A 14,467-nucleotide genomic window follows, 5' to 3' on the forward strand; every position below is an offset into this window, starting at 1 on the left:
GAAAGCCATGCTGAATTGCCGCGCGCCCGGGCTCGATATTGGCGGGTCTGCCGTTCCCTCATGGAATTTCTCACGGGCGCAGTCACGCCACCACCAAGCCCATAAGAGCCCGCAATATGTCCGAGAGCAGCCCGCCCAGGAGCCTCTACCGCGAAACGGCAGGCGGCACGGGCAGTTATCCGACGCTCGCTGGCGCGCAGCGGGCAAGGGTCGCCATTGTCGGCGGCGGCTTCACAGGACTTTCGACCGCCTTGCATTTGGCGGAAGCCGGCGACGACGTTGCCGTGATCGAGGCTCAGCAGCCGGGTTGGGGCGCTTCGGGCAGAAATGGCGGCCAGGTCAATCCCGGCCTCAAATACGATCCCGACACGATCGAGGCGATGTTCGGCCCGGAACTGGGGCCGCGGATGATCGACTTCTCCTATGGCGCGCCGGATTTCACCTTCGGTCTCATCGAGCGCCTGTCGATCGCCTGCGAGGCGCGGCAGAACGGCACCATACGCGCGGCCATCCGGCCGAAGCCGGAAGCCGCCGCACGGGCCACGGCCGCCCAATGCGCGCGGCGAGGCATGCCGGTCGACATGCTGGACGCACAGGCGATGGCGGCACGAACCGGAACCGACAGATATACATCCGGCATGTTCGATGCCCGCGGCGGCGACCTTCATCCGTTGAAATACAGCCTTGGCCTCGCAGCCGCCGCGCAGGGCGCCGGTGCGCGGATATTTGGCGGCAGCGAAGTTCTCTCGCTGAAGAGGGAGGCTGGACGATGGATGCTCAAGACCGCGAACGGCGCTATCAGCGCCGAGAAGGTGCTTATCGCGACCAACGGCTATACAGGCGCCCTGTGGCCAGGGCTTGAGCAGTCCCTTGTTCCTGTGTTCAGCGCCATCGCGGCGACCGAACCGCTTCCGCCGCCGGTCGCGGCCGCGATCCTTCCGCAAAGGCCGGTGCTTTACGAAGCCGGCAACATCACCGTGTACTACCGCATCGATGCCGACGGGCGCCTTCTCATGGGCGGCCGGGGACCGATGAAGCCCATTGGCGATGCCTCCGCCATTCGCTATCTCACCGACTATGCGCTGCGGCTCTGGCCGGCGGTTGCCGGGGTACGCTGGACACATGGCTGGAACGGCCGGGTCGCAATCACCAAGGACCATCTCCTGCACATTCACGAGCCGGAGGACGGCATCCTGATCTGCCTTGGCTACAACGGTCGTGGCGTCGCCATGGCCTCGGCGATGGGCGCTGCCCTGGCGCGGCGCCTGCGCGGCGATGAGACGTCGCCGTTTCCCATGCCGATATCGCCGCTCAAGCCAATCCGGTTTCACCGCTTCTGGCCGCTCGGCGTGAAGGCGGCGATCCTTTCGGGGCGACTGAAGGACCGGTTCGGCCTCTGACGCCAAGAGTTCGCCCGGCCTGACGGCCCGGGACCGCGACCTGCCCCGGACTGCGGGCGTTTTTGGTCCGCGCCCTTTTCATATTCGAACGCGAAGCCAGCCATTTTCGCTCGGTAGCGTTACCGCGTGGCCGACCAAATTATAGGCACACTTGCCGATTAACAAAAATCATAACAGGCGACCAAGATCATATGACCATCAACGATCTTGGTCCCGAGGTTGCCCCTCGGCATTGGCGAAAAGGAGAGCCAGATGCCCGTTCAGCAGAGAGTGACCATCGTTCGAAACAATCTCGGGGATAATTCTAGGACAATCTCTGGGCATGCCATCTCAGATGGTCTTCCATGAATGTCGAGATGAAGAAATACGAGTGGTCGTAGCCGTCTTGCATGCGCAGGGTCAGCGCAATGCCGGCCTTCGCGCAGGCCGCTTCCAGGAGCCAGGGCCTCAGCCCGTCATTGAGAAATCCGTCCGACGTTCCTTGATCGACGAAAAACTCCGGGAAGCGGTGGCCATCCTCGATGAGCGAGGTGGCATCGTAGCCCCGCCATGATGTCTCGTCCGCGCCAAGATACTTCTCGAAGGCCGGACGCGACCAGCCGGCGGTGCTCGGCTGCACGATCGGCGCGAAGGCCGAGCAGCTTTTGAAGCGCCCGGGATTCTTGAGCGCTATGGTCAGCGCGCCATGCCCGCCCATGGAGTGGCCAAAGACCGCCTGGCGCGCCATGTCGGCCGGAAATTCCCGCGCGATCAACGCCGGCAATTCCTCGGTCACATAGGAATACATGCGATAGTTCTTCGCATAGGGCTCCTGCGTTGCATCGAGGTAGAAGCCGGCGCCGCAGCCAAACTGCCAATTGTCCTTCTCGTCAGGGATGTCGGCGCCGCGAGGACTGGTGTCGGGACAGACGACGATCAGGCCAAGCTCGGCGGCCATCCGCCTGTATTCCCCCTTGTCCATCGCATTGGCATGCGTACAGGTGAGGCCGGAGAGGTACCATACGACGGGGCAAGGCTTTTCACGGGCCTGTGGCGGCACGAAGACGGCAAAAATCATGTCGCAGGAGCAGGAATCCGAGGCGTGGGAATAGACGCCCTGCACACCGCCGTGCGACTTCGCAACGGAGATGGTCTTCATCTGGTCCGACATGTATTTCTTCTCCACCATTGGAAAACGTCGTTACGGCCGCCTGTCTACGGCATCGGTCGGGATCACGGCAACCTTGATGGATTGGATCATGCTTTGGCGCCCTTCCAGCCCAGGGAACCGAAGCCTACATGCGGTGGCGGCGCATGCATGCCGCTCCCAAGCGCCGAGACTGACGGATCGCGCGGCGTCCACAGGCTAGGTGTCGACAAATTATCGCATGGTCCTCATGACAAACGGCTGGTCATCTCGAGCGCAGCAATTTCTGCGCGATGGACCAGGCCTGTTCGACATGATGCCGGGCGGCGGCCTCGGCCCTGTCGGGGTCGCGCGACTTGATGGCGTCCAGGATCGCGGTCATTTCGGCTATCGCCGGTTCCCGGCGATTGCTCGAACTTATGGTCATCGAGCGCAGTTGATCGATGCGAACATTCAACCCCTGCACGATCTGCTAAGCCGCCTTGACGATGCGGAATCCTTCAACCTCCTTGACCACCGGCAAGCCCTTCCAGCGTTCGGAATCGTGAAGAATGATCAGGCGGTCAAGGTTGCCGCCGATCTCGGTATTGATGCGGTCGATGGTCTTGAGCTGGTCCCACACGCTGCCGACAGCGTTGTTGAGCGGCTGATAGACGCCGTCGTGCTTGGCAAACCCGTTCTATGCCCGCATCGTCACCGCGGCCGAGGCGGCGGTCGCCGCCTGGGGCTACTCGCTTGTGCTGTTCAACAGCGATGAAAAGCCCGACATCGAAAGACGCATTCTTTCGCGCATTCGAACACTGGGGTGCGATGGATCGGTGGTCGTTCCGGTGGGACCCGAAAGCCATTACCAGCGGCGGGATTTCGAGGGCATGCCGGTGGTCCTGCTCGGCCGTTCGATCGGCGACGCCGGCGTCGACACCGTCACCATCGACAATCTGTCGGCCGGCAAGCAGGCGACCAACTACCTCCTAGACCTTGGCCACCGCCATATCGGTTCGATTACCGGGCCCATGCAATTGACGACGGGCAGCGGCCGGCTGCAAGGCATGCTCGAAGCGATGGCGGCGCGCGGGCTTGCCCCAAAAACCGGGCATGTCCGTTCCGGCGAGTTCCGCGAAGACACCGCCTATTCGGTCGCGCGCGATCTGCTCGGACAGCCAGACCGACCAACCGCCCTCTACGTCGCCAATGGTGTCATGGCCATCGGGGTCATGCGGGGCGTTGCCGATCTCGGGCTGCGCTGTCCCGAGGACGTTTCGATCGCCTCGACCGACACGGTGGCAGGAGCAGGCGGGCTGAAGCCGCGCCTTACCCGTATCGAGCATCCGGTTACCGACATGATCAATGAGGCACTGCGCATGCAACGTGGTTTTCCAGCCGGCGCTTGGTTGGAGAAAGCTGCTCGCCACTCAAGCTCCCAACGCATTGATCGGAGCCGGAACAATTCCGATGCGGGCAGTCAGCGGATTGTCGCCCGCCGATGACTGACACTGACGATCAGCCGAGAGACAGTTCCTTCGTCTGATGTCTCAGCACGAGGCCGACCGCGCCCAGCAATGCATCGTTCTGGGTGTGCTTGCCAACGATGATCCGCGTGCGCAGGGCCGGAGCGATATCGCGGGACTTGATGAGCGTGTGGCGTTCATAGGACGCGATCAGCGGCGTCAACAGAATGTCGCCCGCCAAGGCCATGTGGCCCCCGATTATGATAAGCGGCGGATTGAGCACCGAACCGATCAAGCCGAGACCCCGGCCGGCGATCTCGGCGGTATCCTCGATCATGCGCAAGGCCCTGATGTCGCCCTGCTCGGCCATCGTGATGACATCGTCCATCGTGACTTGCCGCCGCACGATACGCGAAATCTGTTCGAGTGGCCGGGCAAAACTCGCATAGAGCTCCAGGCATCCACGATTGCCGCACCGGCAAAGATCGCCGCCGGGGTCGATGCTGATGTGCCCGAATTCGCCGGCGCCGCCGGCGATGCCCGTGACCAGCCGGCCATGCTGGACAATAGCCCCACCGACGCCCAGATCGATCTTGAACAGCACGAAATCATCTTGGCCGATGGCCGCACCCCACATCAGCTCCGCAATGGCCGAGCAGTTGCTTTCATTGTCGGCGAAGATCGGCCGCTCCAGGACCGGCCCGAACACATCTCGTATGTTGACGCCGGCCCATGTTGGAACGATGCTCGCGCGCAGCACCACTCCATCGCGGCTGACAGGGCCGGAGACGGAAACCCCAACCCCCAGGAGCCCCGCCACCGGCAGACCGTTTTCCTCGTAAGATTGGGCAATTGCGGATTTGGCCATCTGGGCCGCCTGTTGCGGCTGGTAGTCCAGAGCCATGGGGATAGTTTGTTCGGCAATGACGGAATGTGAGACATCGGCAAGGATGAGCCGCATCTCCTGAAGACCCAGGTGAATTCCGACGCAGGTGCCCGCTGTCGGATTGAGCGTCAAGGCCGCAGCTGGTCTGCCGATACCCCTGATCCCATCGCGGCTGGCCGGAGCTTCGATCACCATCCCCGACTTTCTCAAGCCATTGAGCGCGGTTGAGACAGTAGAGCGCGCCAGACCGGTGACGTGCGTGATCTGCGACGCGGAGAGTACGCCGCGCTCGCTCAAGCATCGCACGATCATGCTCTCCGGCGACGCGGACGGTCTGCCGATCAGCCAGGTCCTAAGCGAAGGTTTTGTCATGGATCAACATAAACATCGTTGACTGATAGCGCCAATATGTCATCTTGGAAAGAACTCGAGATTAACGCGTCTCGCCGGCGGCGGCTTCAAACCGCGGCCATAAGCGGTCGATACGAACCGTGCAACACCATATGGGAGTGAAACGATGAAATCCGTCATGACCGCCCTCGCGGCCGCCACTGTGTGCACCTTTTTCACGGGGGCTGCCTTAGCCGAGCCAAAGACGAACCTGCTACACCAATGGGCGACCGGATCGGACGCCCAGGCGATCGCCAAGCTCGGCGAGATGTTCACCGCCAAGGGCGGCAAATGGGAACAGACGTCGATCGCCGGTCACACGGCCAATACGCTGGCCAAGCTGCGTGCCGACGTGATCGCCGGCAATGCGCCGCCTGCCGTGCAGCTCAAAGGCCCGGAAATCGCCGAGTGGAACGAGACCGGCATGACCGCCGATCTCGACGAGCTGGCGGCCTCGGAAGGATGGGAGAAAGTGGTGGCGCCGGAATTGCTTCCGGTGATGAAGCCGACGGGCAAATGGGTCGCGGCTCCCATGAACATCCACCGCATCAACTGGCTCTGGGCCTCGCCGAAGGTCATGCAGGCGGCCGGCGTGGCGGAAATGCCCAAGACCTGGGCCGAGTTCAACGCGGCCTGTGACAAGATCGTCGCCTCAGGCAAGATCTGCATCTCGCATTCGACCGCCGACTGGACGGATTCGACCGTGTTCGAAGTCGTGCTCTATGGCCAGGACATCGACCTCTATCGCAAGGCCTTCGTCGAAGGCGATGTCGAATCCATGCGCAGCCCGGGGATGGTCAAGGCCTTCGAGCAGATGCGCCTGATGACGACCAAATACATGGATCCGGGCATGGTTGGCCGCGACTGGGATTCGATGTCGGCGCTCGTCGGCAAGGGCGACGCGGCGTTCCACATCATGGGCGACTGGACGATCGGCCTGCTGACCGCTGCCGGCTTCAAGGAAGGCACCGACTATGTCTGCGCCCAGGCGCCGACCGATTGGGGCAAACCCGGCTTCATCCTCAACTCCGACTCGGTCGTGTTCTTCAAGCAGAAGGACCAGGATTACATCGACGGCCAGAAGCTGCTTGCCAGCCTGATCCTGTCGCCCGATTTCCAGACGGTCTTCAACCAGGCCAAAGGCTCGATCCCCGCGCGCCTGGATATCGATCTGTCGAAGGGCTTCAATCCGTGCCAGCAACTCTCGCAGAAGGACCTGCAGGCTTCGATCAAGGACGGCACGCTGGTCCGCTCGATGGCGCACAACATGACCATCCCGCAGAAGATGCGCGGCGCGATCATGGACTCCATCACCGAGTTCGTGGCGACGCCCGACATGTCAGCCGAGGACGGCGCCAATGCGATGGCCGACGCGGCAGAAGCACAGAAGTAGACGGGAACGGCCGGGCGCAATTTCTATCAGCACCCGGCCATCCTCCATCCCAGTCCCGCGCTCCAGATGTCAAATCACGACCTGATCCTATCGGTCCCGGCGCCCGCCCGCCCCTGGCGGCAGCGGTTGGGTTCGGCGATGCCCCTGCTGGTGCTCGGCCCCTCCCTCGTGGCGAGCTTCGTCTACGTCTTCGTGTTCACCGGCTGGACGCTCTACATCTCGCTCTCGAACTCCTCGCTGCTTCCGACCTATGGCTTCGTCGGGCTGGACAATTACGCGTCACTGTGGGCGAACCGGCGCTGGAACATCGCCTACAACAACCTCTTTTTCTTCAGCGGTTTCTACATCGTCGGCTCGATGGCCGTGGGACTGCTGCTGGCGATCCTGATCGACCAGCGGGTGCGCGGCGAAGCGGTCTGGCGCACGATCTTCCTCTATCCGCTGGCCGTCTCCTTCATCGTAACCGGCACGGTCTGGAGTTGGCTCTACAACCCGACCGACGGTATCCAGGCGATGGTGCGCGGATTGGGCTGGACGAATTTCAGTTTCGCACTCGCCAGCGACCGGCACTACGCGATCTACGCGGTGATCATCACCGGTGTCTGGCAATCCTCGGGCTTTGCCATGGCGCTGTTCCTGGCTGGTCTGCGCTCGGTGGATTCGGACCTCGTCAAGGCCGCGCAGATCGACGGCGCATCGACCTTCCGCATCTATCGCAAAGTGCTTCTGCCGACGATTGCGCCGATCTTCCTGGCGGTCGCCGTCATCCAGATCCAGTTCGCCATCAAGACCTTCGACCTCGTGGCGGCCCTCACGAAAGGGGGACCGGGGATCTCGACCACCTTCCCCGCCATCTACGTCTATGACCTGATGTTCCAACGGGGCCAGATCGGCGAAGGTGCGGCGGCGGCCATCATGATGCTTGCCGCTCTTGCCGTCGTGCTGGTGCCCTATTCGTTCTGGGTGGTTTGGCGCCGGCGCAAGGAAGCCGGCCATGGCTGACGCCGCAGCGCTGGACCAGTCGCATGATCATCGCGCCGCCGCAGTCGCGACGCGCAGGCATTTCCTCACCCGCTTCGTCATCTATGGGCTGCTGGTTGTCTTCGCGGCGATCTACCTGGTCCCGTTGCTGGTCGTGGTGCTGAATTCATTCCGCGATCAGCAAGAGATCGCGCGCAACGGGCTGATCTCGCTGCCACGCAGCTTCCGCCTCGAAGCCTGGGGCCAGGCCTGGAGCACCTATTGCATCGGCGGCACCTGCGAGGGCATGCAGCGCAACTTCTACAACTCCCTGAAAATGACGATCCCGGCGACGATCATCTCGACGGCGGTCGGCGCGATGAACGGTTACATCTTGTCGAAATGGCGCTTCAAGGGTTCGGAAGCACTGTTCACCTGCATGTTGCTCGGCGTCTTCATACCAGGCCAGATTTCGTTGATGCCCTGGGCGTTCATCCTCGGCAATCTGGGCCTCAGCAATTCGACCTACGGGCTCATCGTCATCCACGTCATCCAGGGCATTTCGTTCACCACCCTGTTCTGCCGCAACTACTACGTCAGCATCCCCGACGATCTCATCAAGGCGGCGCGCATCGATGGCGCAGGCTTCTGGCGCATCTTCCGCAAGATCATTCTCCCGCTCTCCTCACCGATCCTGATCGTCACGGTGATCTGGCAGTTCACCGGCATCTGGAACGAATATCTGTTCGGTGTCGTCTTCACCTCCGGGCAGCAACAGCCGATCACGGCCGCGCTCGTCGCGCTGACGGCAAGCGGCACGAATGTACGCGCCTACGATGTCATGAGCGCCGCCGTGCTGATCGGCGCGCTGCCGCCGCTGCTGATCTATCTCTTCGGCGGCAAGTATTTCGTCCGCGGCCTGACCCAGGGTGCGATCAAATGAGGCGCGATCAAATGAGCGGAGCCTGTCTCATGTCGCCGATCGCTCCGACCGGCAAGAAGGGCATCGCATGTCGACATTGACCATCCGATCCCTGCGCAAGAACTTCGGCGCGGTCGAGGTGCTGAAGGGCATCGATCTCGAGGCGCAGAACGGCGAGTTCATCGCGCTGGTCGGACCATCCGGATGCGGCAAGTCCACCCTGCTCGCGATGATCGCCGGGCTGGAAACCGTAACCTCCGGCGAGATCCGCATCGACGGCCGGCTGGTCAATTCGGTTGCGCCGAAGGACCGCGACATCGCCATGGTGTTCCAGTCCTACGCGCTTTACCCGACGATGACGGTGCGAGAGAACATCACCTTCGGCATGGAAAGCCGCCGCGTGCCGAAGCCGCAGCAGGACGAGGCCGTCAAGCGGGTTGCAGCTTTCCTGCAGATCGAACCGCTGCTTGGGCGCAAGCCCGGACAGCTTTCGGGCGGCCAGCGCCAGCGCGTCGCGATGGGCCGGGCGCTGGTGCGTGATCCGAAACTGTTCCTGTTCGACGAGCCGCTCTCCAATCTCGACGCCAAGCTGCGCGTCGACATGCGTACCGAAATCAAGAAGCTGCATCACCGCGTCGGTAAGACGACGGTCTATGTCACACACGATCAGGTCGAGGCGATGACGCTCGCCTCGCGTATCGCCGTGATGCATCAGGGCGAGGTCCAGCAATTCGATGAGCCGGCCACGATCTACAACCGTCCGGCCAACATGTTCGTCGCGGGCTTCATGGGTTCGCCGGCGATGAACTTCCTGCCGGTCGAACTGAGCCAGGAAGGCGGTCGCCCCACCGTTGCCTTGCAGACCGCCGAAGGCAAGCCGGCCAGCCTGTCGATCATCCAGACGCTTGCCGCCGGTACGCCGCGACAGGTCGTGCTCGGCATCCGGCCGGAGCACATCTACCGGTTCGATCCCGATCTTCAGCGTCGCAAGCCAGGCATCGCGCAAATCGATGCCGTGGTCGAACTGGTCGAGCCGACAGGCGCGGAGACCATGGCCGTTCTGCGTCTGGGCGGCAAGGAGATCACCGGTCGTTTCGACCCCGACAGCACGCCACGCATGGGTGAGACGGTGACGCTCGGTATCGACATGGCGCGTGCGTGCTTGTTCGACCCGACGACCCAACGCCTGATCTGACCCCAACGCCTGATCTGACCAACGCCTGATCTGAAATGAGCTCCGCATTGTCCTTTGCCACCTATCCGAGCCTCACTGATCGTGTCGTGCTGATCACCGGCGGCGCGTCAGGCATCGGCGCCGACACGGTCCGCGCCTTCGCCGCCAATGGCGCGCGCGTCGCGTTTCTCGATCTGCAGCAGGAGGCCGGCGAGGATCTCGCGCGGGAACTCGCCGCCACGGCACCGCACGCACCACTATTCTTGCGCTGCGACGTGACCGATATTCCCGCTCTCCAGGCTGCGATCGGCACGGTGCGCGACCACCTCGGATCCGTCGCGGTGCTGGTCAACAACGCCGCCGACGACAATCGCCACCCGGTCGCCGACGTGACGCAGGAGTACTGGGACCACGCCCAGGACGTGAACCTCAGGCACCACTTCTTTGCCGCGCAAGCCGTGCATCCGCACATGAAGGAGTTGGGCTTTGGTTCGATCGTCAATTTTTCCTCGATCGCCTGGCGTTTCGGCGCGGCGGAGATGGCGCCTTATGCGACGGCCAAGGCTGCGGTGGTCGGGTTGACGTTCGCGCTGGCGCGGGCATTTGGCCCCGACAACATCCGCGTCAACGCCATCGAGCCGGGTGCCGTCATCACCGACCGGCAACGGCAGCTTTGGTTCAAGACGCAGGCATCGGTCGACCAGGTCGTGCAGCGGCAGATGATCCGCCGCGTTCTGCTCGGCGCAGAGGTCGCGCGCGCGGTGCTGTTCCTTGCCGCCGACGACAGCCGCATGATCACCAAGCAGTCGATTACCGTGGATGCCGGCCTGCGATGACCGCAAAACCCGAATCAAAGGATCGCACCATGCTCAAGGTCGGCCTGAACCCCTATGGTCTGACCTATCATCTCGGGCTCCAGGCCCGCGGTACGCCCCGCGCCAATCCCGAGCCGGCAGGGCTGGAAGGTTTCATTGCGCTCGCGACCGAACTCGGCGCGCGGGTGCTGGAGATCTGGGTGCCATGGCTGGCGGAACTTTCCGACGACGCGGTGATCGCGCTGCGCGAAAGGCTCGCCGGCCTTGGGATCACACCGATCGTCAGCGGCGGCTTGCTGGTGGGCGAACCGCTCGACGCGGCATTTCGGGCCGCACGCCTGCTGCGGGCCAAGATCATCCGAACGGCGCTGACGCCGGTTCTATGTGGCGACCGCAACGCTGCCGGCGAGAAATGGAGCGAGTTCGCCGGCATCATTCGAGACAGATTGAGGGAATGGGGTCCCCGCGCGATTGCCGAAGGCCATGTCCTTGCGATCGAAAACCACCAGGACTTCACCAGCGGGGAAATCGTCGATTTCTGCGCGTTCGGCGGCGAAGGCGTCGGTGTCACCTTCGACACCGGCAACACATTCCCGGTCGGCGAAGCGCCGCTCGATTTTGCGCAGCGGATCGCTCCTTATGTCCGCCATGTCCACCTCAAGGACTACCGCGTGCAGTTCACGACCGAAGGCTACCGGCTGATCCGTTGCGCCATCGGCGATGGCGCGGTGCCGTTTGCCGAGTTGTTCGCAATTCTCGGCCAACACCACGATCGCATGACCGCCGTTCTCGAACCGGGGGCATTGGAGGCGCGGCATGTCCGCTTTCTAAGCGACGACTGGTGGCACGGCTATCCGCCGAAGACGGCACGGGAATTTGCCGCTTGCCTGCGGGCAGCGCAGCGCAATCGGCTACCCGACGATGCCGACTACCGTACTCCTTGGGAACGTGAAGACGACGGTTCCCTGGTTTCCTATGAGCTCGACATGATCCGGCGCAGCGCCGCCAACATGCGCAATTTGGTTTGATGAAAGTGGAGAATATCTGATGACGGCACGTGAACTCGATGGATTGACCGCCTTCGTAACCGGCTCCGGCCGTGGCCTCGGTCGCGTGATGGCCGAGCGTCTGGCGGAATTGGGCGCCAATGTCGCGATCCATGACATGGACGAAACGGCGCCGGCCAAATACGGCGAGTTCGCCAATCTCGGCGAGGTGGTCGAGCGATTGAAGCGGCATGGGACGAAGGTCACGTCGGTGACCGGCAACATTGGCGACCAGAAGGCGGTGGCCGAGATGAAGCGCAAGATCGAGGCTGATCTCGGCGACGTGCATGTGCTGGTCAATTGCGCCGGCGGCGACATCGGCGCCAAGGGCGGCAAGCCGAACCCGAACAACGCCCTCGACATCGAACTGGACGACATCCGCGTGCTCACCGAGAACAACCTGATCGGCACGATGCTGGTCTGCCAGGCCTTCGTGCCCCCCATGAAGCAGCGCGGCGGCGGCTCCGTCATCAACATCGCGTCGGCGGCGGCACATCTCGGCTGCTCGCCCGAAGTCGTCTACTCGACGTTGAAGGCGGCGGTCGTGCATTACACGCGCTGCCTCGCCAAGGAACTGATCGACGATGGCGTGCGCATCAATGCGGTCAGCCCCGGCGCCACCAAGACGGCACGGTTCCAGGCGACCCGTGTGGTCGATCCGGAGCGCATGGATTCGAGCAGGAAATCGCTGAACCGGTATGCGGAGCCGGAAGAGATCGCCGAGGCGGTGGCTTTTCTTGCCGGTCCGCGCGCGCGCTTCATCAACGGCCAGGTCATCCGCGTCGATGGCGGTTTCACTATCTTTCCAGGTTGAGTTGGCTTTCCAGGCTGAATGGGCTTCCAGGCTGAATGGCTTTCCAGGTTGAATCGGCTGCCGACTGACCTGAACCCCATCGAGCGCGCCCACCAAATGGTGGTGCTCAACGTCACCTGCGAGAGTCTGCTTCAGGCATAGACAGCCCCGCGAGAAGCGGAGCGTACGCGGCGAGCCTGCCGGACACGAACTCCGTGAAGAGCCGCACGCGCTTCGTCTTGCGTGTCTCACCCTGGGTGAGAAGCCAGAGCGTTCCGTAAAGGTGCAGCTCGGTGCCCGGCACCCTCATCAGGAGGGGATCGGCATCCCCGACGAAGCAGGGCAGTGTCGTGATCCCGAGCCCTTGCCGTACAGCAACGATCTGCGCTGCGGCGTCCGTGGTCCTGAATGGAACCCCGGTCGTGCGAACCTCACCTTCGCTGGCCCAATCCGGAATTCCATGAATGCTTATGACGATCCACCGGATGGGATCAGAGGCGCCCGCACGCCATGCGGCTAGTCGATCGCAGGATATGTAGACGGCCCCGAACAGTTCCGGTCCCTTCAGGCCGTGAAGATTGAGCGGCAGGGTTTTTCGGTCGTAGACGACGCGGATCGCCACGTCGGCCTCTCGGTTGGTCAGATTTGCCAGCTCGCCGGACGACAAGACGTCCATCTCGATGTCCGGATGCAGACGCGCGAACTCGGCGAAATCCGGCATGAGCAGGTGTGTCGCGAGGGTCGGAGCCAACGTCACCCGCAGGAGCCCGCGCACGCTCTGATCGCGCCCGAAGACGCGTGTCTCCAACTGGTGCGACGACGCTTCCATCTGGTTCGCGAGCTCGAGCACCTCCTCGCCCGCAGCCGTCAGGCGGTAGCCCGAAGGCCGCTTTTCGAACATCCGCGCCCCGAGGCGTTCCTCGAGCTGTGCAACGCGTCGCAGCACCGTCGAGTGGTTCACACCGAGGCGCTCGCCGGCAGCCCGCACCGAGCCTCCGCGCGCCACGGCCAGAAAATAGCGAACGTCATCCCAGTCGATCATGGTGCGATCCCGCACCGCGCGGTGCGCCTTGCAAACCCCGTATCCAATGCAGTCGTACAGCAGTGTGGGCGGCCATCATAGCTTGTGTCGACGAGCGCGGCCCAATTCCGAACGGCGGACACCGGTCGTCGCGACTGGGGGCAGTCGCCCAGCCGGATCGATTTTGCACCACCGGTGTGCGCACTTCCGCACTCAAAGCCTGACCCCGACAGGCCTATTTCCAGGCTCTCGGGGTTCTTCCCGAACGATCAAAGGCAGAGCCTGGAAGGACAAAGTCATGGGAAAGCTAAACGGTAAGGTTGCAGTCATCACGGGTGGCGCTACCGGCATCGGCCGCGCCGCGGCAAAGCGCTTCATCGAGGAGGGCGCCTTCGTCTTCATCTTCGGTCGCCGGCAGGCAACGCTCGACGCGGCTATGGCCGAACTCGGACCCAATGCCCGCGCGGTGACGGGCTCGGTCTCGGATGAGGCCGACCTCGACCGACTCTACGCGACGGTGAAGGCCGAGCGCGGAACGCTCGACATCGTCTTCGCCAATGCCGGGGCGGGAAGCCAGCTTGCGCTCGGCGAGATCACCGCCGAGCACATCGACGAAACCTTCGACACCAATGTGAAGGGTACGATCTTCACTGTCCAGAAGGCGCTGCCGCTGATGGGCCAGGGCGGTTCGATAATCCTGACCGGATCGAGCGCCGGCACCACGGGCGCCCCGGCAATGAGCGCCTACAGCGCGAGCAAGGCGGCGGTGCGCAACCTCGCTCGGACCTGGGCGGAGGATCTGAAGGGCACCGGCATACGGGTAAACGTGCTGTCCCCCGGCGCGACGGCGACCGAACTCGCGAAGGAAGCGCTCGGCGAGGAGGGCCAGAAGGTCTTCGCCTCGATGACGCCGCTCCAGCGCATGGCCGATCCAGCGGAGATCGGGGCCGTGGCCGCCTTTCTCGCGTCGTCGGACAGCAGCTTCATGACCGCCAGCGAGGTCGCCGTCGACGGCGGCCTTGCGCAACTCTGAGCCACGCCCGGCCGGTCACTCCATTCAATTAACCAGCGCCGGAATCAAATACCAACACGG

Annotated in this window: 15 protein-coding genes; 10 read left to right on the forward strand and 5 right to left on the reverse strand. The window is 63.2% G+C overall.

The features are described 5' to 3' along the window. Positions 1 to 116: 116 nt before the first annotated feature. Positions 117 to 1,400, forward strand: coding sequence for an NAD(P)/FAD-dependent oxidoreductase (locus tag AC0NIH_RS28755; RefSeq protein WP_473463992.1), 1,284 nt, complete (start codon positions 117 to 119; stop codon positions 1,398 to 1,400). Between the two features lie 304 nt (positions 1,401 to 1,704). Here AC0NIH_RS28755 and fghA read toward each other — a convergent pair whose 3' ends face one another. The 3 genes from fghA to AC0NIH_RS28770 all read right to left on the reverse strand — a co-directional run bounded on the left by fghA (position 1,705) and on the right by AC0NIH_RS28770 (position 3,148). Further along, a complete protein-coding gene (gene fghA, locus AC0NIH_RS28760) occupies positions 1,705 to 2,550 on the reverse strand; it encodes an S-formylglutathione hydrolase (RefSeq protein ID WP_473463990.1) in 846 nt (281 codons plus the stop codon). Between the two features lie 241 nt (positions 2,551 to 2,791). Further along, positions 2,792 to 2,953, reverse strand: a complete 162-nt coding sequence (locus AC0NIH_RS28765; RefSeq protein ID WP_287270980.1) for an FCD domain-containing protein — start codon at positions 2,951 to 2,953, stop codon at positions 2,792 to 2,794. Positions 2,954 to 2,998: 45 nt separating this feature from the next. Then, positions 2,999 to 3,148 (reverse strand): hypothetical protein, encoded by a 150-nt coding sequence (locus tag AC0NIH_RS28770; RefSeq protein ID WP_023764669.1) that lies wholly within the window; start codon positions 3,146 to 3,148, stop codon positions 2,999 to 3,001. Between the two features lie 43 nt (positions 3,149 to 3,191). Here AC0NIH_RS28770 and AC0NIH_RS28775 point away from each other — a divergent pair, with 43 nt between their 5' ends. After that, positions 3,192 to 4,013 (forward strand): substrate-binding domain-containing protein, encoded by an 822-nt coding sequence (locus AC0NIH_RS28775; RefSeq protein WP_473463985.1) that lies wholly within the window; start codon positions 3,192 to 3,194, stop codon positions 4,011 to 4,013. A gap of 13 nt (positions 4,014 to 4,026) precedes the next feature. Here AC0NIH_RS28775 and AC0NIH_RS28780 read toward each other — a convergent pair whose 3' ends face one another. Then, complete coding sequence (locus AC0NIH_RS28780; protein WP_474025086.1) at positions 4,027 to 5,157, reverse strand: ROK family protein; 1,131 nt, start codon at positions 5,155 to 5,157, stop codon at positions 4,027 to 4,029. Between the two features lie 220 nt (positions 5,158 to 5,377). Here AC0NIH_RS28780 and AC0NIH_RS28785 point away from each other — a divergent pair, with 220 nt between their 5' ends. The 7 genes from AC0NIH_RS28785 to AC0NIH_RS28815 all read left to right on the forward strand — a co-directional run bounded on the left by AC0NIH_RS28785 (position 5,378) and on the right by AC0NIH_RS28815 (position 12,374). Further along, the gene (locus tag AC0NIH_RS28785; protein ID WP_473463980.1) at positions 5,378 to 6,643 is read left to right on the forward strand and encodes an ABC transporter substrate-binding protein; all 1,266 of its coding nucleotides are present in this window, start codon (positions 5,378 to 5,380) and stop codon (positions 6,641 to 6,643) included. 66 nt (positions 6,644 to 6,709) lie between these two features. Continuing rightward, a complete protein-coding gene (locus AC0NIH_RS28790; RefSeq protein WP_013897044.1) occupies positions 6,710 to 7,645 on the forward strand; it encodes a carbohydrate ABC transporter permease in 936 nt (311 codons plus the stop codon). Further along, a complete protein-coding gene (locus AC0NIH_RS28795) occupies positions 7,638 to 8,546 on the forward strand; it encodes a carbohydrate ABC transporter permease (RefSeq protein ID WP_473463977.1) in 909 nt (302 codons plus the stop codon). Before AC0NIH_RS28790 ends, AC0NIH_RS28795 begins: the two co-directional genes overlap by 8 nt. Before the next feature lie 67 nt (positions 8,547 to 8,613). Continuing rightward, positions 8,614 to 9,720 (forward strand): ABC transporter ATP-binding protein, encoded by a 1,107-nt coding sequence (locus AC0NIH_RS28800; protein WP_473463975.1) that lies wholly within the window; start codon positions 8,614 to 8,616, stop codon positions 9,718 to 9,720. 35 nt (positions 9,721 to 9,755) lie between these two features. Then, positions 9,756 to 10,535, forward strand: coding sequence for an SDR family NAD(P)-dependent oxidoreductase (locus AC0NIH_RS28805; RefSeq protein WP_473463972.1), 780 nt, complete (start codon positions 9,756 to 9,758; stop codon positions 10,533 to 10,535). 29 nt (positions 10,536 to 10,564) lie between these two features. Continuing rightward, entirely contained in the window at positions 10,565 to 11,542 is a 978-nt protein-coding gene (locus AC0NIH_RS28810) for a sugar phosphate isomerase/epimerase family protein (protein ID WP_473463970.1), read from the forward strand. A gap of 19 nt (positions 11,543 to 11,561) precedes the next feature. Next, positions 11,562 to 12,374 carry an SDR family NAD(P)-dependent oxidoreductase gene (locus AC0NIH_RS28815; RefSeq protein ID WP_023777157.1) on the forward strand — a complete coding sequence of 271 codons (813 nt, stop codon included), beginning with the start codon at positions 11,562 to 11,564 and terminating at the stop codon, positions 12,372 to 12,374. Positions 12,375 to 12,486: 112 nt separating this feature from the next. On the opposite strand, the gene AC0NIH_RS28820 is transcribed toward AC0NIH_RS28815, so the two are convergent. Further along, entirely contained in the window at positions 12,487 to 13,395 is a 909-nt protein-coding gene (locus tag AC0NIH_RS28820; RefSeq protein ID WP_473463966.1) for a LysR family transcriptional regulator, read from the reverse strand. Between the two features lie 277 nt (positions 13,396 to 13,672). On the opposite strand from AC0NIH_RS28820, the gene AC0NIH_RS28825 reads away from it, so the two are divergent. Then, a complete protein-coding gene (locus tag AC0NIH_RS28825; RefSeq protein ID WP_473463964.1) occupies positions 13,673 to 14,407 on the forward strand; it encodes an SDR family NAD(P)-dependent oxidoreductase in 735 nt (244 codons plus the stop codon). Positions 14,408 to 14,467 lie beyond the last annotated feature (60 nt).

This window comes from Mesorhizobium sp. WSM1386 (assembly GCF_055901595.1).